16 protein-coding genes are annotated in these 15284 nt (G+C 30.5%); 12 read left to right on the forward strand and 4 right to left on the reverse strand.

Going from position 1 to position 15284, the window contains the following annotated elements; genetic code table 11:
• Positions 1-53: 53 nt before the first annotated feature.
• The 3 genes from ACN0TY_RS02965 to ACN0TY_RS02975 are packed head-to-tail and all read left to right on the forward strand — an operon-like array spanning position 54 to position 3154.
• Entirely contained in the window at positions 54-1736 is a 1683-nt protein-coding gene (locus ACN0TY_RS02965) for an ArnT family glycosyltransferase (protein ID WP_417443304.1), read from the forward strand.
• Entirely contained in the window at positions 1736-2398 is a 663-nt protein-coding gene (locus ACN0TY_RS02970; protein WP_417443305.1) for a DUF4271 domain-containing protein, read from the forward strand. Before ACN0TY_RS02965 ends, ACN0TY_RS02970 begins: the two co-directional genes overlap by 1 nt.
• Positions 2399-2407: 9 nt before the next feature.
• Positions 2408-3154, forward strand: a complete 747-nt coding sequence (locus ACN0TY_RS02975; protein WP_236957558.1) for a uroporphyrinogen-III synthase — start codon at positions 2408-2410, stop codon at positions 3152-3154.
• Positions 3155-3257: 103 nt separating this feature from the next.
• On the opposite strand, the gene pckA is transcribed toward ACN0TY_RS02975, so the two are convergent.
• Positions 3258-4868, reverse strand: coding sequence for a phosphoenolpyruvate carboxykinase (ATP) (gene pckA, locus ACN0TY_RS02980; RefSeq protein WP_417443306.1), 1611 nt, complete (start codon positions 4866-4868; stop codon positions 3258-3260).
• A gap of 465 nt (positions 4869-5333) precedes the next feature.
• Between pckA and ACN0TY_RS02985 the strand changes: the two genes are divergently transcribed.
• A complete protein-coding gene (locus ACN0TY_RS02985; RefSeq protein ID WP_417443307.1) occupies positions 5334-6500 on the forward strand; it encodes a hypothetical protein in 1167 nt (388 codons plus the stop codon).
• 29 nt (positions 6501-6529) lie between these two features.
• Here the strand turns inward: ACN0TY_RS02985 and ACN0TY_RS02990 are convergent, their stop codons facing one another.
• Positions 6530-6919, reverse strand: coding sequence for a DUF423 domain-containing protein (locus tag ACN0TY_RS02990; RefSeq protein ID WP_417443308.1), 390 nt, complete (start codon positions 6917-6919; stop codon positions 6530-6532).
• Positions 6920-6995: 76 nt separating this feature from the next.
• On the opposite strand from ACN0TY_RS02990, the gene ACN0TY_RS02995 reads away from it, so the two are divergent.
• Entirely contained in the window at positions 6996-8366 is a 1371-nt protein-coding gene (locus ACN0TY_RS02995) for a saccharopine dehydrogenase family protein (protein ID WP_417443309.1), read from the forward strand.
• Positions 8367-8399: 33 nt separating this feature from the next.
• On the opposite strand, the gene ACN0TY_RS03000 is transcribed toward ACN0TY_RS02995, so the two are convergent.
• Complete coding sequence (locus ACN0TY_RS03000) at positions 8400-8783, reverse strand: iron chaperone (protein ID WP_417443310.1); 384 nt, start codon at positions 8781-8783, stop codon at positions 8400-8402.
• 105 nt (positions 8784-8888) lie between these two features.
• Here ACN0TY_RS03000 and ACN0TY_RS03005 point away from each other — a divergent pair, with 105 nt between their 5' ends.
• Complete coding sequence (locus ACN0TY_RS03005; protein ID WP_417443311.1) at positions 8889-9989, forward strand: esterase-like activity of phytase family protein; 1101 nt, start codon at positions 8889-8891, stop codon at positions 9987-9989.
• A 112-nt stretch (positions 9990-10101) separates the two neighbouring features.
• On the opposite strand, the gene ACN0TY_RS03010 is transcribed toward ACN0TY_RS03005, so the two are convergent.
• Complete coding sequence (locus ACN0TY_RS03010) at positions 10102-10605, reverse strand: DUF456 domain-containing protein (protein WP_417443312.1); 504 nt, start codon at positions 10603-10605, stop codon at positions 10102-10104.
• 223 nt (positions 10606-10828) lie between these two features.
• Between ACN0TY_RS03010 and ACN0TY_RS03015 the strand changes: the two genes are divergently transcribed.
• The 6 genes from ACN0TY_RS03015 (at position 10829) to ACN0TY_RS03040 (ending at position 15266) form a co-directional block, all read left to right on the forward strand.
• Positions 10829-11188: a BlaI/MecI/CopY family transcriptional regulator gene (locus ACN0TY_RS03015; RefSeq protein ID WP_236957565.1), complete on the forward strand. Its 360-nt coding sequence runs from the start codon at positions 10829-10831 to the stop codon at positions 11186-11188.
• A 6-nt stretch (positions 11189-11194) separates the two neighbouring features.
• A complete protein-coding gene (locus tag ACN0TY_RS03020; RefSeq protein WP_417443313.1) occupies positions 11195-12595 on the forward strand; it encodes a TonB family protein in 1401 nt (466 codons plus the stop codon).
• A 3-nt stretch (positions 12596-12598) separates the two neighbouring features.
• Positions 12599-13735, forward strand: a complete 1137-nt coding sequence (locus ACN0TY_RS03025) for a tetratricopeptide repeat protein (RefSeq protein WP_417443314.1) — start codon at positions 12599-12601, stop codon at positions 13733-13735.
• Positions 13736-13811: 76 nt separating this feature from the next.
• Entirely contained in the window at positions 13812-14288 is a 477-nt protein-coding gene (locus tag ACN0TY_RS03030) for a hypothetical protein (RefSeq protein ID WP_236957568.1), read from the forward strand.
• Positions 14289-14358: 70 nt separating this feature from the next.
• Complete coding sequence (ruvC, locus tag ACN0TY_RS03035) at positions 14359-14916, forward strand: crossover junction endodeoxyribonuclease RuvC (RefSeq protein WP_417443315.1); 558 nt, start codon at positions 14359-14361, stop codon at positions 14914-14916.
• Positions 14913-15266, forward strand: coding sequence for a hypothetical protein (locus tag ACN0TY_RS03040; protein WP_236957569.1), 354 nt, complete (start codon positions 14913-14915; stop codon positions 15264-15266). Before ruvC ends, ACN0TY_RS03040 begins: the two co-directional genes overlap by 4 nt.
• Positions 15267-15284 lie beyond the last annotated feature (18 nt).

Below are 15284 nucleotides of genomic sequence, written 5' to 3' on the forward strand. Positions count from 1 at the left end.
GGATTTTTGCAACTTTATAATTACGTATTTTTACCTATATCTAGAAAATTGTTATGATTGATAAGGCACTTTCAAATAAAATAATCTTTGCTTTTGTATTAATAGTTACGCTTATTAACCTTGTTCAAAGTGCATATACAGGTTTAATATTCGATGAAGCTTACTATTGGTATTTCGCTCAAAACTTAAGTTGGGGTTATTTTGATCATCCTCCAATGGTTGCACTATTAGTGAATATTGGAACTCATATTTTTGATGGTGAACTCGGAGTTAGATTGGCATCTCCATTTTTATATGCTGCTAATGTGATTTTATTGTGGTTACTAATAGATACAGATAAGAAATATAAATATACGTGGCTTTACATAGCTTTTGTAAGTAGCGTTGGTTTAATGACAGCCTACGGATTTATGATCCTTCCTGATACGGCTTTACTTTCTTTTAGCTTACTTTTTTTATGGGCTTATAAACGTTTTCTTACTAAGGAAGATCTTCTTTCTGTTCTTGTTTTAGGTATTAGTATGGCTGGAGTAATGTATTGTAAATATCATGGGATTCTCCTTATTGGTTTTGTATTTATCTCTAATCTTGCCATCTTAAAAAAAGGAAAATTCTGGTTAGCAGTAATCGTTTCTTTATTGCTTTATACACCTCATTTATTATGGCTTTATGAAGTAGATTACGCTCCTCTAAAGTATCATTTATTTGAACGTGCTAATAGCGCTTACAGAATTAAGTTTACAACAAATTATTTAGTAAACTGTATTGCAGTTGCTGGATTAGGATTTCCACTTATGTATTGGGCATTTTATAAATTTCCTTCAAAAAATAAGTTTGATAGCGCCTTGAAGTTTTTAGGATATGGCGTTTTTATATTTTTCCTTTTTTCAAGTTTTTCTAGAAAAACACAAGCACAATGGGTAATTTTAATGGTAATTCCTTTAATTATTTTTTCTCTAAGATATGCTTATACACATACTAAATACAGAATATGGCTTTTTAGAATTAGTATTTTCTCTTTAGTATTAATATCTTATTTAAGAATTGCGCTTATGTATCAGCCAATATCTCCACTTAAATATGAATCTTATGGAAATAAAGACTGGGTTACAGAATTAAAAGACAAAGTGGGTGATATTCCTGTAGTTTTCCATAATTCTTATAGAGACGCCGGTATGTATGGTTTTTATTCTGACGGAGCAACTGTTTTTTCTTCTAATGACTTAGATGCTAGACAAAATCAATTTGATTTAGATAGTTCAGAATTTAAAGTACGAGGAAAGAGAGTAGCATATCTTACTGGAAATCATAAATATTTAATAGATTCTACAATCTCTGTAATTAGAGAGTTTAAAGAACATAAAATTCGAGGTACTTTTATAGACAATCTTAAAACTTATAAAAAAATGAAGATTGTAATTCCTCAAAATACTTTTAATGATAAGATTCCGTTACATTTTTCTGCTGAATTATATAACCCTTATAAAGAATCTATTCCAACTGATTCATTGAAGTATGCAGCCGTGTTTTATGATAAATATAAAAGAGATATTAAGAAGTTTCCGTTACTAGTAGAAACCTCTTCAGAAGCTATAAAACATGATGAAACAGTAACTCTCAATATAAAAATTCCAGATACAGTTACAATTCCACCAGTTACATATTTTAGAATGGGAATTATTAATAACGGAGCATATGCTGGATTTCAAGGGGAAATGATAAAGCTAGATAAGTAGTGAACGAAGTTTTAAGACATACCAATTTTCATACTACAGAAACGATATTGCTTTTTTCTGCACTATTGAGTTTATCAATTGCTAAGTTAATTAATGAGCAGAAGTTTCAAGCGTTTATATTACTATTTGTTAATTACAAGTACTTAAAAATTTATAGTAAGGAACCCAATCAATCTACCAGTGTTTTTAATTTCTTTTTGTTTATCCCACAACTTGTATGTTTTTCTCTAATTGTTTGGATTACTATAGATTACTTAAAAATACCATTCACATTGAATCCAATGTTGATATTACCGTTTCTTTTTCTCTTCATTCTTTTTAAATTTTATGTAGAGAAAATTATCGCAGCAATTTTTGATATTATTCCATTTGTTGAAAGCTTCCATTTTCATAAAGTTACGTACAGAAATCTATGTTCCTTAATTTTACTGCCTTTAATTAGTTTATTCATTTACAGTGATTTAAGAGGTAACATTATGTTTTTTTTAATAATAGCTGTTTTTCTTTCGTTGAATCTTATTTCTACAGTCCTTATATTAAGAAATCATCAAAAATTAATAGGAAAATATTTATTTTATTTTATTTTGTATCTTTGCACGCTAGAAATAGCCCCTTATTTGATACTAATAAAATTTTATTTTATTGATAAGGCTTCAAACTAACGGATATTTATGAAAGTTAAGACAATTTTAGTTTCACAACCAGAGCCAAAAGTGGAAAATTCTCCTTACTTAAGGCTGGTTGAAAAGCAAAAAATAAAGGTTGATTTTAGACCTTTTATTCATGTAGAGGGAGTAAATGCAAAAGAAGTAAGACAGCAAAAAATTGACTTAGCACAGTTTACAGCTATTGTTTTGACCAGTAGAAATGCTGTGGATAATTTCTTTAGAATTGCTGATGAAATGCGATTTAAAGTCCCAGATTCGATGAAGTATTTTTGCCAATCGGAAGCTGTTGCATACTATTTGCAAAAATATGTTGTATACAGAAAGCGTAAGATTTATGTTGGTAAGCGTACTTTTCAGGAATTAGCGCCTATTATTAAGAAGTATAAAGACGAAAAGTTTTTATTGCCTTCTTCAGACGTATTAAAACCATTAATTCCTGAAACATTAAACGAACTCAAAGTAGATTGGAAGCGTGCAATTCTTTACAGGACTGTAATAAGCGACCTTTCTGATCTTAGAGATGTTTATTATGACATTCTAGTTTTCTTTAGTCCTTCTGGAATAGAATCTTTATTAAAGAATTTTCCAGATTTTGAACAAAACGATACTAGAATTGCAGTTTTTGGAAACACAACTGTAAAAGCTGCTACAGAAGCAGGTTTAAGAATCGATATAGAAGCTCCAACTCCGGAGACACCTTCTATGACCATGGCTTTAGAAAAATACATTGCTAAAGCTAATAAGAAGTAAACGTATTTTACATACCAATAAACAAAAAGCCTCTGGAAATCCAGAGGCTTTTTTACTAACTATTTGGCAAGCTTCGAAAGGTTTCCCTTCCTATAAAATAATATCAAACCAAAGGACCGCCGTCCTTTGTCTCTTTATTAGCATAAGACGCATACTTTTTAAAGTTCTCATTAAAAGCTGCTGCTAACTGATGTGCTTTTTCATAATAACCCACATCATTATTCCATGTTTTTCTTGAACTCAATATTTCATCTGGCACATTAGGACAAGTCCTAGGCTGTGCTAAACCAAATACCGAGTGAATATGATAATTCTCTTTATTTATCTCTCCTAATTCGTTGTTCATTGCGGCAGTAATCATTGCGCGTGTATATTTTAAAGCCATACGCTTTCCTACACCATAAGGACCGCCAGTCCAACCTGTATTAATTAGCCATACATTTACATTAGACTCCTTCATTTTCTCACTTAGCATCTCAGCATAGGCTGTAGGGTGTAATGGCATAAAAGGCGCTCCAAAACACGCAGAAAACGATGGCACTGGCTCATTAACTCCTGCTTCTGTACCAGCTACTTTTGCTGTATATCCAGAAATAAAATGATAAGCTGCTTGACCAGGTGTTAACTTAGCTATTGGAGGTAAAACTCCAAATGCATCAGCAGTTAAGAAAAATATATTTTTAGGAGTAGTTCCAACAGATGGTTTCTGTATGTTTTTAATATGATTTATTGGGTAACTAACTCTTGTATTTTGAGTAATTGAAGTATCATTAAAATCAACTTCCCCATTTGCATCTAAAATAACGTTTTCTAGAAGTGCTCCTTTCTTAATAGCGCCATAAATATCTGGCTCATTTTCTTCTAATAGATTGATTACTTTAGCGTAACAACCTCCTTCGAAATTAAATACACTATCATCTTTTGTCCATCCATGCTCATCATCTCCTATAAGTTTACGCTTAGGATCTGCTGAAAGTGTAGTTTTTCCCGTACCAGAAAGGCCAAAGAAAATAGAAGTATCTCCTTCTGGCCCTACATTTGCACTACAGTGCATTGGTAAGGTGTTTTGATATACAGGAAGTAGGAAGTTTAAGGCTGAAAAAATCCCTTTTTTAATCTCACCAGTATAACCAGTTCCTCCAATAAGAACAACTTTTTTTGTGAAATTAAGAATAGCAAAATTCTCTTGTCTTGTTCCATCAGTAGCAGGATCTGCTTTAAATCCAGGCGCATTGATAACTGTCCATTCTGCATTAAAGTTTTCTAACTCACTATTTTTAGGTCGTAGAAACATGTTATAAGCAAATAGATTGCTCCATGGATATTCATTGATCACGCGAATATTTAGCTTGTAATTTTCTTCTGCACAAGCGTAACAATCGCGAACATAAAGTTCCTTTTCCGATAAGTAATTGGTAACTTTTTCTTGAAGAGCGTCAAATTTATCAGCATCAAAAGGTAGATTTATATCTCCCCACCATACTTTATCATTTGTAATGTCATCTTTTACAATAAATCGATCTTTAGGAGATCGTCCTGTAAATTTACCAGTATTAATAGCTAAAGCTCCAGAAGAGGCTTCTTTCCCCATCCCTTTTTCTAAAGTGATGGCGTGCAATTCTTCAGGACTTAATTGATAATTAACCTTGGCATTTAGAATTCCGTACTTTTTTAACGAAATCGTTTGCGTAACAAGTGTTTTGTCCACCGTCATTTTATTGTATTGTTGTTAGTAGCTAGCACAAATTTAAAAAAAATATCCAACTACAACGTTTGAGTTTGGAGTTTTTTATCAATTTATGAGCATATTTAACGCTAAAGCAAAATTTTACTTAACGTTTATCAAAAAAGTATCAATTAATCTTAAGGCGGATGAATTTAAAGATTAAAATTCCCCAAGAGATAATAAGTAGTTTTCCACTAATTGGAGTAATAAAACCTATCTTTTAAACTAATTCTAGTTAATCGTATAGATCCATATTTAAAGCTTAAACAACCTTAACAGCAGTAAATATTATCGTAAAAGCATGTTGTTGTTCTTATACTTATTATTAAACTGATGTATCATACCAAAAAATATTCGTACTGAATTAAGAACATTGATTATTATTTAAGTATTGTTATAAATAATTAAATCTTTTATAGTAAATTAAACTGCCATATTAAGTAAAGTTATTTCATGCGGTTATTTTTTATTTTATTTCTAATTTCTCAATTTATTAATTCTCAAAATCAGCTAGAGGGTATTATTTTGGATAGTGCAACTAATAATCCAGTAGAATTTGTAGACATTTACAATGTACATAATTATACCACCACTAATACTGATGGTTCTTTTTTGTTTACTTCGGAAGGAGATTCCATTATAATTAAAAAATTAGGCTACCAAACAATCCATAGTACTTTTCAATTACTTCATAAAAGGGATACTATATTTTTAAATGAAACCTCATTTAAACTAGACGAGATTGTATTAATTGAGGGAAGAAAGCAACTCATAGATGCTTTAAGCACTTTAGATAAACAATATTCTTATACTACTTATGAAGAGCTTTTTACAATGCGTGCGTTATTAAAAAAAAATGATTCTATATTAAAATTAGAAGATCTCTCTGGAAAATTAAAAAGGAAACAATTGTTTTCTACAGAGCAAAATAAAATGCCTAATAGGAATTATAAAGTGGAGCTTTTAAATTTAAGAAAGGCAGGTCTAAAGGAACAACAAGTAGACTTCATTTTTAACAGTTTTAAACAGATCTTTGATTGGATGGTTTCTATTGCTATTAATGATAAAATTTATGAAATTAATACGGAGCCAATTGAAGATAACATTACTAAAATTCATTTTAGATTTAAAGATTCAATTTCACAATTAAAGAATGAAATTAATGAGGGCTATTATGTTTTTGATAGCAAAAACAGGGCTATTCTAGAGGCAAAGAGAAAAATTGAAGCTCCAATTTCTGTTTTATATAAGAGTAAAGATTATTTCTTTAGGACAACATATTTTGATTTGAACAGTTTTTTTCAAAAAAATGAAGATGGTAAGTATTTCCTAAAAAATGCAAGAATTAGTGCAAAAGTAGAAGTGATTAATGCTATCACAGGTAAAGTTTCCATGTATACGTGTGTGTATATTTTAACTACTCAGGACAACTTTAAAAAATTAAATACAAAAGCTAATGTATCAGTTAAAAAAGATATTTTTAGAATAGAATATCCTTACAATCCAGATTTTTGGGAAAAACAAAATCAGTTGTTGCTCACGGAGGAAATGTTAGACTTTTTAAAGACTGTTAAAGATGAAAATAATGAATATCGCTCTATTTCAAACTTTAAAAATTGATTTTATTCAAATCTGTATTTTTTTATGTATCAATTAATCTTAAGGCGCATGAATTTAAAGATTAAAATTCCCCAAGAGATAATAAGTAGTGTTCCACCAATTGGAGTAACAAAACCTATCTTTTTAAAATCGAAAGAAGTCAATGCATTGGTTGCCAATCCATATATAGAACCTGAAAATAAAATAATTCCTATTACAACAAGATAGAGGATGGTGTTTTTTGTACCATTACTTAAAAAAGAGCTCCCTCCAACAAATAGAAGAAGTAATGCGTGGTACATTTGGTATTTTACACCTGTTTCAAACGTTTTTATTGCTTCAGCATCTAATGCATTTTTCAACGCATGAGCTCCAAAAGCACCTAATATTACTGCTAAACATCCTAATACTGCTCCTGCTACTAATAATCCCTTATTCATAATTCTTTAGTTATTTAATTGTTATACTTATAACATTTTAATACATTAGTGTGAAATAATTATATATAATTCTCTTATGCGTACTATCTTATTAATCGGTGCTGGAAAATCAACTTCCTATTTGCTTAAGTTTTTAATTGAAAAAGCAAATGCGGAAAAGCTACATATTCTAGTGGGGGACATCAATTTAGACAATGCTAAAAGCTTGCTTAAAGAACAGCCCAATTGCACTGCCATAAAATTAGATATTTTTAACGAAGAGGAAAGGAAAAATGCTATAAAAAAAGCAGACTTGGTAATCTCTATGCTGCCGGCAAGATATCATATAGAAGTTGCTAAAGACTGTTTATTGTATGATAAAAATATGGTTACAGCTTCTTATGTAAGTAAAGAAATGGAAGCTTTGGATGATAAGGTTAAAAAGAAGGGACTTATTTTTTTAAATGAAATAGGGGTAGATCCAGGGATAGATCATATGAGTGCCATGAAAGTACTAGATAATATTAGAAACAAAGGTGGCAAGGTAATATTGTTTGAATCTTTTACTGGCGGGTTAGTAGCTCCAGAAAGCGACACCAATTTATGGAATTATAAGTTTACTTGGAATCCTCGTAATGTTGTTGTAGCAGGGCAGGGCGGTGCAGCTATGTTTATCCAAGAAGGAAACTATAAATACATACCATATCATAAACTTTTTAGGAGAACAGAATTTTTAGAGATTGAGGGTTATGGGAAGTTTGAAGGCTATGCAAACCGAGATTCTTTAAAATATAGAACTGCTTATGGCCTAGATGATGTGTTAACATTATACCGTGGAACCATCCGTAGAGTTGGTTTTTCTAAAGCTTGGAATATGTTTGTTCAATTAGGGATGACAGACGATACTTTCACTATTAAAGAGTCTGAAAACATGTCTTATCGTCAATTTGTAAATTCCTTTTTACCATATTCACCTACCGATGCGGTGGAATTGAAACTGCGCCATTACTTAAAGATAGATCAAGATGATATTATGTGGGATAAATTAATGGAACTCGATTTATTTGATGATACAAAAAAGATAGGAATAAAAAATGCAACACCTGCTCAAGCATTACAAAAGATCTTAGAAGATCATTGGTTACTCGATGAAACCGATAAAGATATGATTGTAATGTATCATAAATTCGGATATATTTTAGATGGTAAAAAGCATCAGATAGATTCGAGTATGGTTACTATTGGTAAAGACAAAACGTATACAGCAATGTCAAAAACTGTAGGATTACCACTAGGAATCGCAGCATTAAAAATTTTAAATAAAGAGATTACTGCAACTGGAGTTGTAATTCCTATTCATAGGGATATTTATGAGCCTGTTTTATCAGAATTAGAAAATCACGATATTAAGTTTATTGAAAAAGATGTTCCATATATGGGTTACAATCCCAATAACGTAGCTGGATAAACAAATATCAAACAGCTTTATTCGTTATTAATTTTAGTCTTTTAATAAATTCATTCGGTAGCTAATCATTTCTTTAATTAGTGTTTTTGGCAATGGTTTATTTATAGGAAACTGCACAGAGCCTTTTCCTTTTTTAAATCCGATTAATGCGGAATCAAATTTTTCCATTGTTGTTGGATGAGGATACAATCCTACATGATTTTTATAGGCTGCAATCATAATTTGCTGTTCTCTTTTACCTCCTTTTATCAATGCATAGGCTGGAATATTATAATTTATTAATTCTGTAGCATCTGGTGCAACTTCTAAAATACATTCCCTTAATTCTCTTAGGACTTGCTTGGTTTCTTTAGACAAAGCATCAAAATAAGCTTCCACCGTAATTAATGCCTTTTCATCATTATTTTTATCATTCATTTTCAGTACATTATTTATAATTCATATTTATTTCTTCACATTACATATCATTAAAAATAAATCAAATTAAATTATCTTGCAGCCTAATATCAATAAACCGATTTGATGATGAGAATAAGAAATATCTTATTTACCTGCTTTATAGCTTTATTAGCTAGTTGTTCTTCAGTAAAAAATAAACCTACTGCAGACACAAAATTGAAGTTTTTAGATGAATATATTTTCCCTGCAAATGTAGTAATTGCAGATGCTGAGGTTGGTGGACTCTCTGGAATTGATAATTATAAAGACAACTATCTTTTAGTTTGTGACGACTCTAGAAATCCAAGGTTTTATACTGCTGAAATTAATATCAATAATAAGAAAATAGATACCGTTATTTTTACTGATGTTACTTTCTTTAAGCCTGATGATCCCTTTACTGAAACCACATTTTTAGATTTAGAATCTATTTTATATCATCCTGAAGAAGATGCTGTTTTAGTTTCTAGTGAAGGTAGTATTAACACTAGTAGAGACCCTTCTATTTTTAAGGTTACGGTAGATGGTAGCTTTATAAATAGCTATGAAATCCCTTCTTATTTTTATGCTGAAAGCGAAGCAAAACCTCGACATAATGGTCTTTTTGAAGGATTGACGAAGAGTGTAGATAATAATGGTTTCTGGGTAGGAACAGAATTACCATTAGAAACTGATGGAGAAGAGCCAACTACAAAAGAGAATTATTCTCCTGTAAGGATTACCTATTACGATTGGAAATCGGAAAAGCCTAAATTTCAATTTATATATCCGCTTGATAAGATTGAAAAAGCACCGAAAGGAGACTTTGCTGTAAACGGACTTTCTGACTTATTTGCGATTTCTGATAAGAAATTTTTAGTATTGGAGCGTTCCTATTCCTCAGGTTGGGGAGATGAGTCTAACGGACTTAAAATATACGAGGTAGACCCTTCTAACAGTGAGAATACATTGGATACTCATAACTTAGCTGAAAACAGATTAAAACCAGTAAGTAAAAAGCTTGCATTCGATTTAGAAAGTATTAGAAAAGGATTACAAGAGAACACAATTGATAATATCGAAGGGATTTGCTACGGACCAACACTTCCAAATGGAAATAAGACTTTGATATTGATTTCCGATAATAATTTTAATTCCTTGAATCCGCAGATAAATCAGTTTTTATTATTTGAAATTGTAAAGTAGTAAGCATTCAGTTTTTTAAAAAGCAATTAAAAGTTAAAATAGATAATAGTCATGCTAAGTGGAGTCAAAAACAATATCATACTCTGTATGTTTAACTTTCTCTACTTAGCACTTAAAACAATACACTTTTATACTCCCAGACTTTAGCTACAAAAATTACTAAAAAGGCTAAAGCCACTATTAACTTTAAAAAAGTTCCTGTTAAAAAGCCAAGGAAAGATCCAAAAGCTGCTTTTAGTGCTGTTTTACTATCTGCTTTATTTATAAGTTCTCCTATAAAAGCTCCTACAAAAGGCCATATTACAATTCCGAATAATCCTAGAATTGGAAAAACTATAGACACAATAAGACCAACCGTTGTGCCTATCATTCCATATTTACTGCCTCCAAAACGTTTGGTGCCAGCAACGGGGATTATATAATCGGCAATAACAACAGCAATGGATATAATAAGAGTTATTCCCAACATCCACCAATCGTTTGGGATTACTTTTGTAAGATATAACAATAATAGACCAACCCAGCTTATTGGCGCGCCTGGAAGTACAGGTAAAAAGCTACCGATAATACCTGTTATAACACATAAGAATCCGATAACGACAAGAAAAATATCCATAAGTCTTATTATTTATAAAACTAATATACGTAGTATTTGTTACATTTTTTATAATGCTACATCCTTCCTATAAAGCTTAGAAAAACGTTATATAACTCCCTAAAAGTATATCCAACATATTGCACCGAAAATAAAGAAGATTCGTTTTTTATAACTATAAAATTAGTTTAAACTAAATATTTAGTTATATTTGTTATAATAATTCAACTAAAAAATTAGTTAAATGAAGCAACTTACAAAAGCAGAAGAAGAAGTAATGCACATATTATGGCAATTAGAACGTGCCAATGTTGCTGCCATTATAAAAGAATTACCAGACCCGAAGCCGGCATATAATACGGTTTCTACCATTGTAAGAATCTTAGAAAGTAAGGGTTTTGTTGACCATGAACAGGAAGGGAAGGGATATATTTATTTTCCTCTTACCAAGAAATCAGAATACAGTAATCAATCAATCAACAAATTGGTTGATGGTTATTTTCAAGGTTCATTTAAAAGTATGGTATCATTTTTTGTAAAGAAAAATGACATCAGTTTAAAAGAAATGGAGGCTATTTTAAAAGAAATGGAAAACGAAAAATAGATAATTATGAATTACATTATCCAAACCATCGCATTTCAATTGTTGTTTTTAGTTATTTATGATTTCTTCCTGAAAAAAGAAACATTTTTTAACTGGAATCGTGCTTACTTACTGCTAACACCGGCATTATCTATTGTTTTACCGTTTATACAATTAGAGAGTTTTAAAACCACTGTACCTCAAAATTATGTGTTTTTACTTCCTGAAATAGTACTTACACCAAATAATAATTCAACAACGGTTGTTGAATCTTCTCTTGTACCGTCCTTGAATCTTTGGCAATGGATGTTGATCTGTGGAAGCTTACTAAGTTTAGTATGGTTTTTATATAAATTAATACAAATCTATCTTCTTAAAAAGGAAGGCGACACCCGATATTATAAAAATTATACCCGTATAGCGGTTAATAAAGACGATACTGCATTTTCATTCTTTAAAAATATATTTATAGGTAAATCACTTTTAAAGAAACAACATCAACATATTATAGAGCATGAGTTGGTTCATATAAAGGAAAAACATTCGTTAGATCTTTTATTTTTTGAAGTGTTACGAATATTATTTTGGTTCAATCCACTTATTTATATCTACCAAGCTAGAATTACCGAATTGCACGAGTTCATCGCCGATGCAAAAACTGTTAAGAACAATAAAAAGGAGCATTATCAACTGTTATTAGAAGAAGTTTTTAAAACAGAAAGAATCTCCTTCATCAATCAATTTTTTAATCATTCATTAATCAAAAAACGAATCGTTATGTTACAAAAATCAAAATCTAAAAAAGTATGGAAGCTCAAGTATCTATTAATGATACCATTAGTTGTAGGTATGCTTTTTTATACGTCTTGTGAAAAAGAAGAAGATAGTGTAGTTACAGAAAAACAACTTTCTATTGAAGAACAAGTTAAAGAATTACAAGCAGCTATAGAAAGTTCAGATGAAGAATTGTCTCCAGAACTAAAAAAGAAGATATTTTCATTGGCTCATACAGCACGAAAAAATGATTATACCACTTCTGGTAAATTTGATGCAAGTAAAATAGAACAAGGCGAAGATATTCCTTTTACTGTAATTCCAGTAAAACCTATGTTTAAAGATTGTGATGGCGTTTCTAATGAACAACAGTTTGATTGCTTTAAAGAAAAATTAGACAATCATGTAAGAGCTACATTTAAATATCCTCAAGAAGCACAAGAAGCTGGTATCCAAGGAAGAGTATTTGTATTATTTAGGATTAATATAGATGGAACTGTAAGTGTTACAAACTCACGCGCACCATCAGAAATTTTAGATGCGGAAGCAAGACGTATTATTGAATCTTTACCAACTCTTATTCCTGGAAAAGATGAATCAGGGACTGCACGCCCAGTGACATTTGCATATCCTATTGCATTTAAATTGAAATAAAAGATGCATAAAAACATCATTTATATTTTACTATTTAGCTTTATAAAAGTTGGGGCACAAGCTCCAACTTTTGCTTCTGCAGAAAATGAATATAAAAAAGGAAATTATGCATCTGCAATAAATTTATATTCCAAAACCCCTACAATAGCATCTCAATTACAAATTGCAAGAGCTTATAATGCACTAGGAAATTATGATAAAGCAGAAAAGCAATACCTAGAAACAATAAAATTAGATTCTACATTATTTGTTGCACAGAACGAATTAGGGAAGTTATATTTTAAAATTTCAGCTTTTAAAAAAGCTAAAATGGTATATTATAGTTTATTTACAACCGACAAACCAAATCCTTTTTACTTATACCAACTCGGACTCTTGGAAGACATTGAAGGAAAGCCTTTTCAAGCTATTAGCTTCTTTAAAGAGAGCTATAAATTAGATAGCACAAATATTAAAAATATCTATCAAATAGGGAAACACCATTTAATACAAAGGCAATTAGATTCTGTTCATAAATATGCTAATATTGGTTTAAAAATAACTCCAAATTCGATTGATTTAAACAATCTTAAAGCATTGGCTTATTTTAATAATGGAGAAAAGGAACCTGCTATTCCTTATTTCGAAAAACTAATAGAATTAAATCAACACAAAACATATATCTATAAAAATTTAGCCGAATGTTACCAATTTGTTTGGAAGTATGATGAAGCCTTTGAGTGTTATAAAAAAATAATTGAAATAGATAGTGGTGATCCCGATGGTTATCGTGGTTTAGGGAAGCTTTATTGGCGTGAAAAAGAATATGATAGTGCTAAGATTAATTATAAAACAGCAATCGCTATTCAAAAAATAAATTTTAATAATGAATACACAGCATTGGCACAAATAGCATTAGATGAGAAAGATATAAAACTAGCTATAGATTACTATAAGAAGGCTTATGCTCAAGATGATAAAAATTATTTTACGCTGTACAATGTTTGTTTTTATTCTGATAAATATTACAAAGATGCGGGTTATAGGCTTCAATTGTTTGAAGATTTTATAGATAAATTTCCAAACAAAAAATTCTATAGTGAATATGCAAAAAAACGAATTTCAGAATTAAAGGAAGAGATTCACCTTACTGCGAATTAATAAAAATAGCAGCTAAAGCTTCATTTTTTCCCAATTACCCTAAAAAAATTGTAATTTTCGGCTTTAAAGTATTTTCATGCAGAAGTTTGGGGTAATTCTTTTTTGCTTATTATTGGTTTCTTGTGAGCTTTTTACTTCAGAAAAAGAAGCGAAAGAAGAGATTATAAAAAGGGAACGACAGAGTATAAATTGGAACGATGTCGATCAATACCCGCTATTTGAAAATTGCGACGAAACAGACGATAGAAATACGCAACGTATTTGCTTCCAAGAGACTTTTACCAATCATTTTTTAGCTACGTTAACCAACAATCATTTAGTTACACACAAAAATCTAAACGATACTATAAACGTACAACTTCTTATTGGTAAAGAAGGAAATGTTACTATACTTCAGATTAAAAAAAATAAAAGAGTTTCTAAAGAAATTCCAGAAATAGATACGCTAATTGCACATACCGTAGAAACGCTACCGCGTGTATATCCTGCGCTAAAAAGGAACATTCCTGTAAATATGAAAATACAACTCCCAATTATCTTAAAAGTAGAATAGTTTACATAGATAATAACTAGCTTTGTGGCGTACTAAAATTATCCTCTTTTAGGATTTAAAAACATAAAACTTGTCTAAAAAAGAACGTATTATATTAGGAATAGACCCAGGAACAACAATTATGGGATTTGGTCTTATTAAATGTGTAGGACCAAAAATGGAACTGATACAATTAGACGAATTGATTTTAAAAAAGTACACTGATCATTACTTAAAACTTCAGAAAATTTTTGAACATACCATAGGAATTATAGAAGCACATCATCCTGATGAAATTGCTATTGAAGCTCCTTTTTTTGGTAAAAATGTTCAATCGATGCTTAAATTAGGTCGCGCACAAGGAGTAGCAATGGCGGCAGGATTATCCAGGCAAATTGCAATTACAGAATATTCGCCAAAGAAAATTAAAATGGCAATTACAGGAAGCGGAAATGCAAGTAAAGAACAGGTAGCTAAAATGTTACAAAGTTTACTGAGTTTAAAAAAATTACCCGATAACTTAGATGCTACCGATGGATTGGCAGCTGCTGTTTGTCATTTTTATAACAGTGGAAAAATAGCTACAACCAAAAGTTATTCTGGTTGGGATGCATTTGTAAAACAGAATGAAGCACGCGTTAAGAAATGAAATTTGATTTTATAAATAGTAATCAGCTTTTAGAAATAGCTTCTGAAGAAAAGCTTTATGATAAATTAATCTTTCAACTAAATAAAGATTTAAAACTTTCTAATTTAGAAGAAGAATTTGGTAGTTCTATTTCTCCTGAAAAATTAAAGAGAGATCTCCACGAGCTCATTTTTATACTTATAAACGATCGTTTTGCCGATTATTTGAATTTTTTATACATAATCGATGTTTCTGAAAATGAAATAAAATCTTTGGATGGAAGTGATGTCGTTAAACTTTCTGAAGAGGTAACCTTTTTAGTGCTTAAACGCGAATGGCAAAAGGTTTGGTTTAAAAATAAGTATAGTTAATTGAACCTTTTTTGAAGT

Origin of the sequence: Joostella sp. (assembly GCF_048266025.1) — a bacterium.
GTDB lineage: Bacteria > Bacteroidota > Bacteroidia > Flavobacteriales > Flavobacteriaceae > Galbibacter > Galbibacter atrarenae.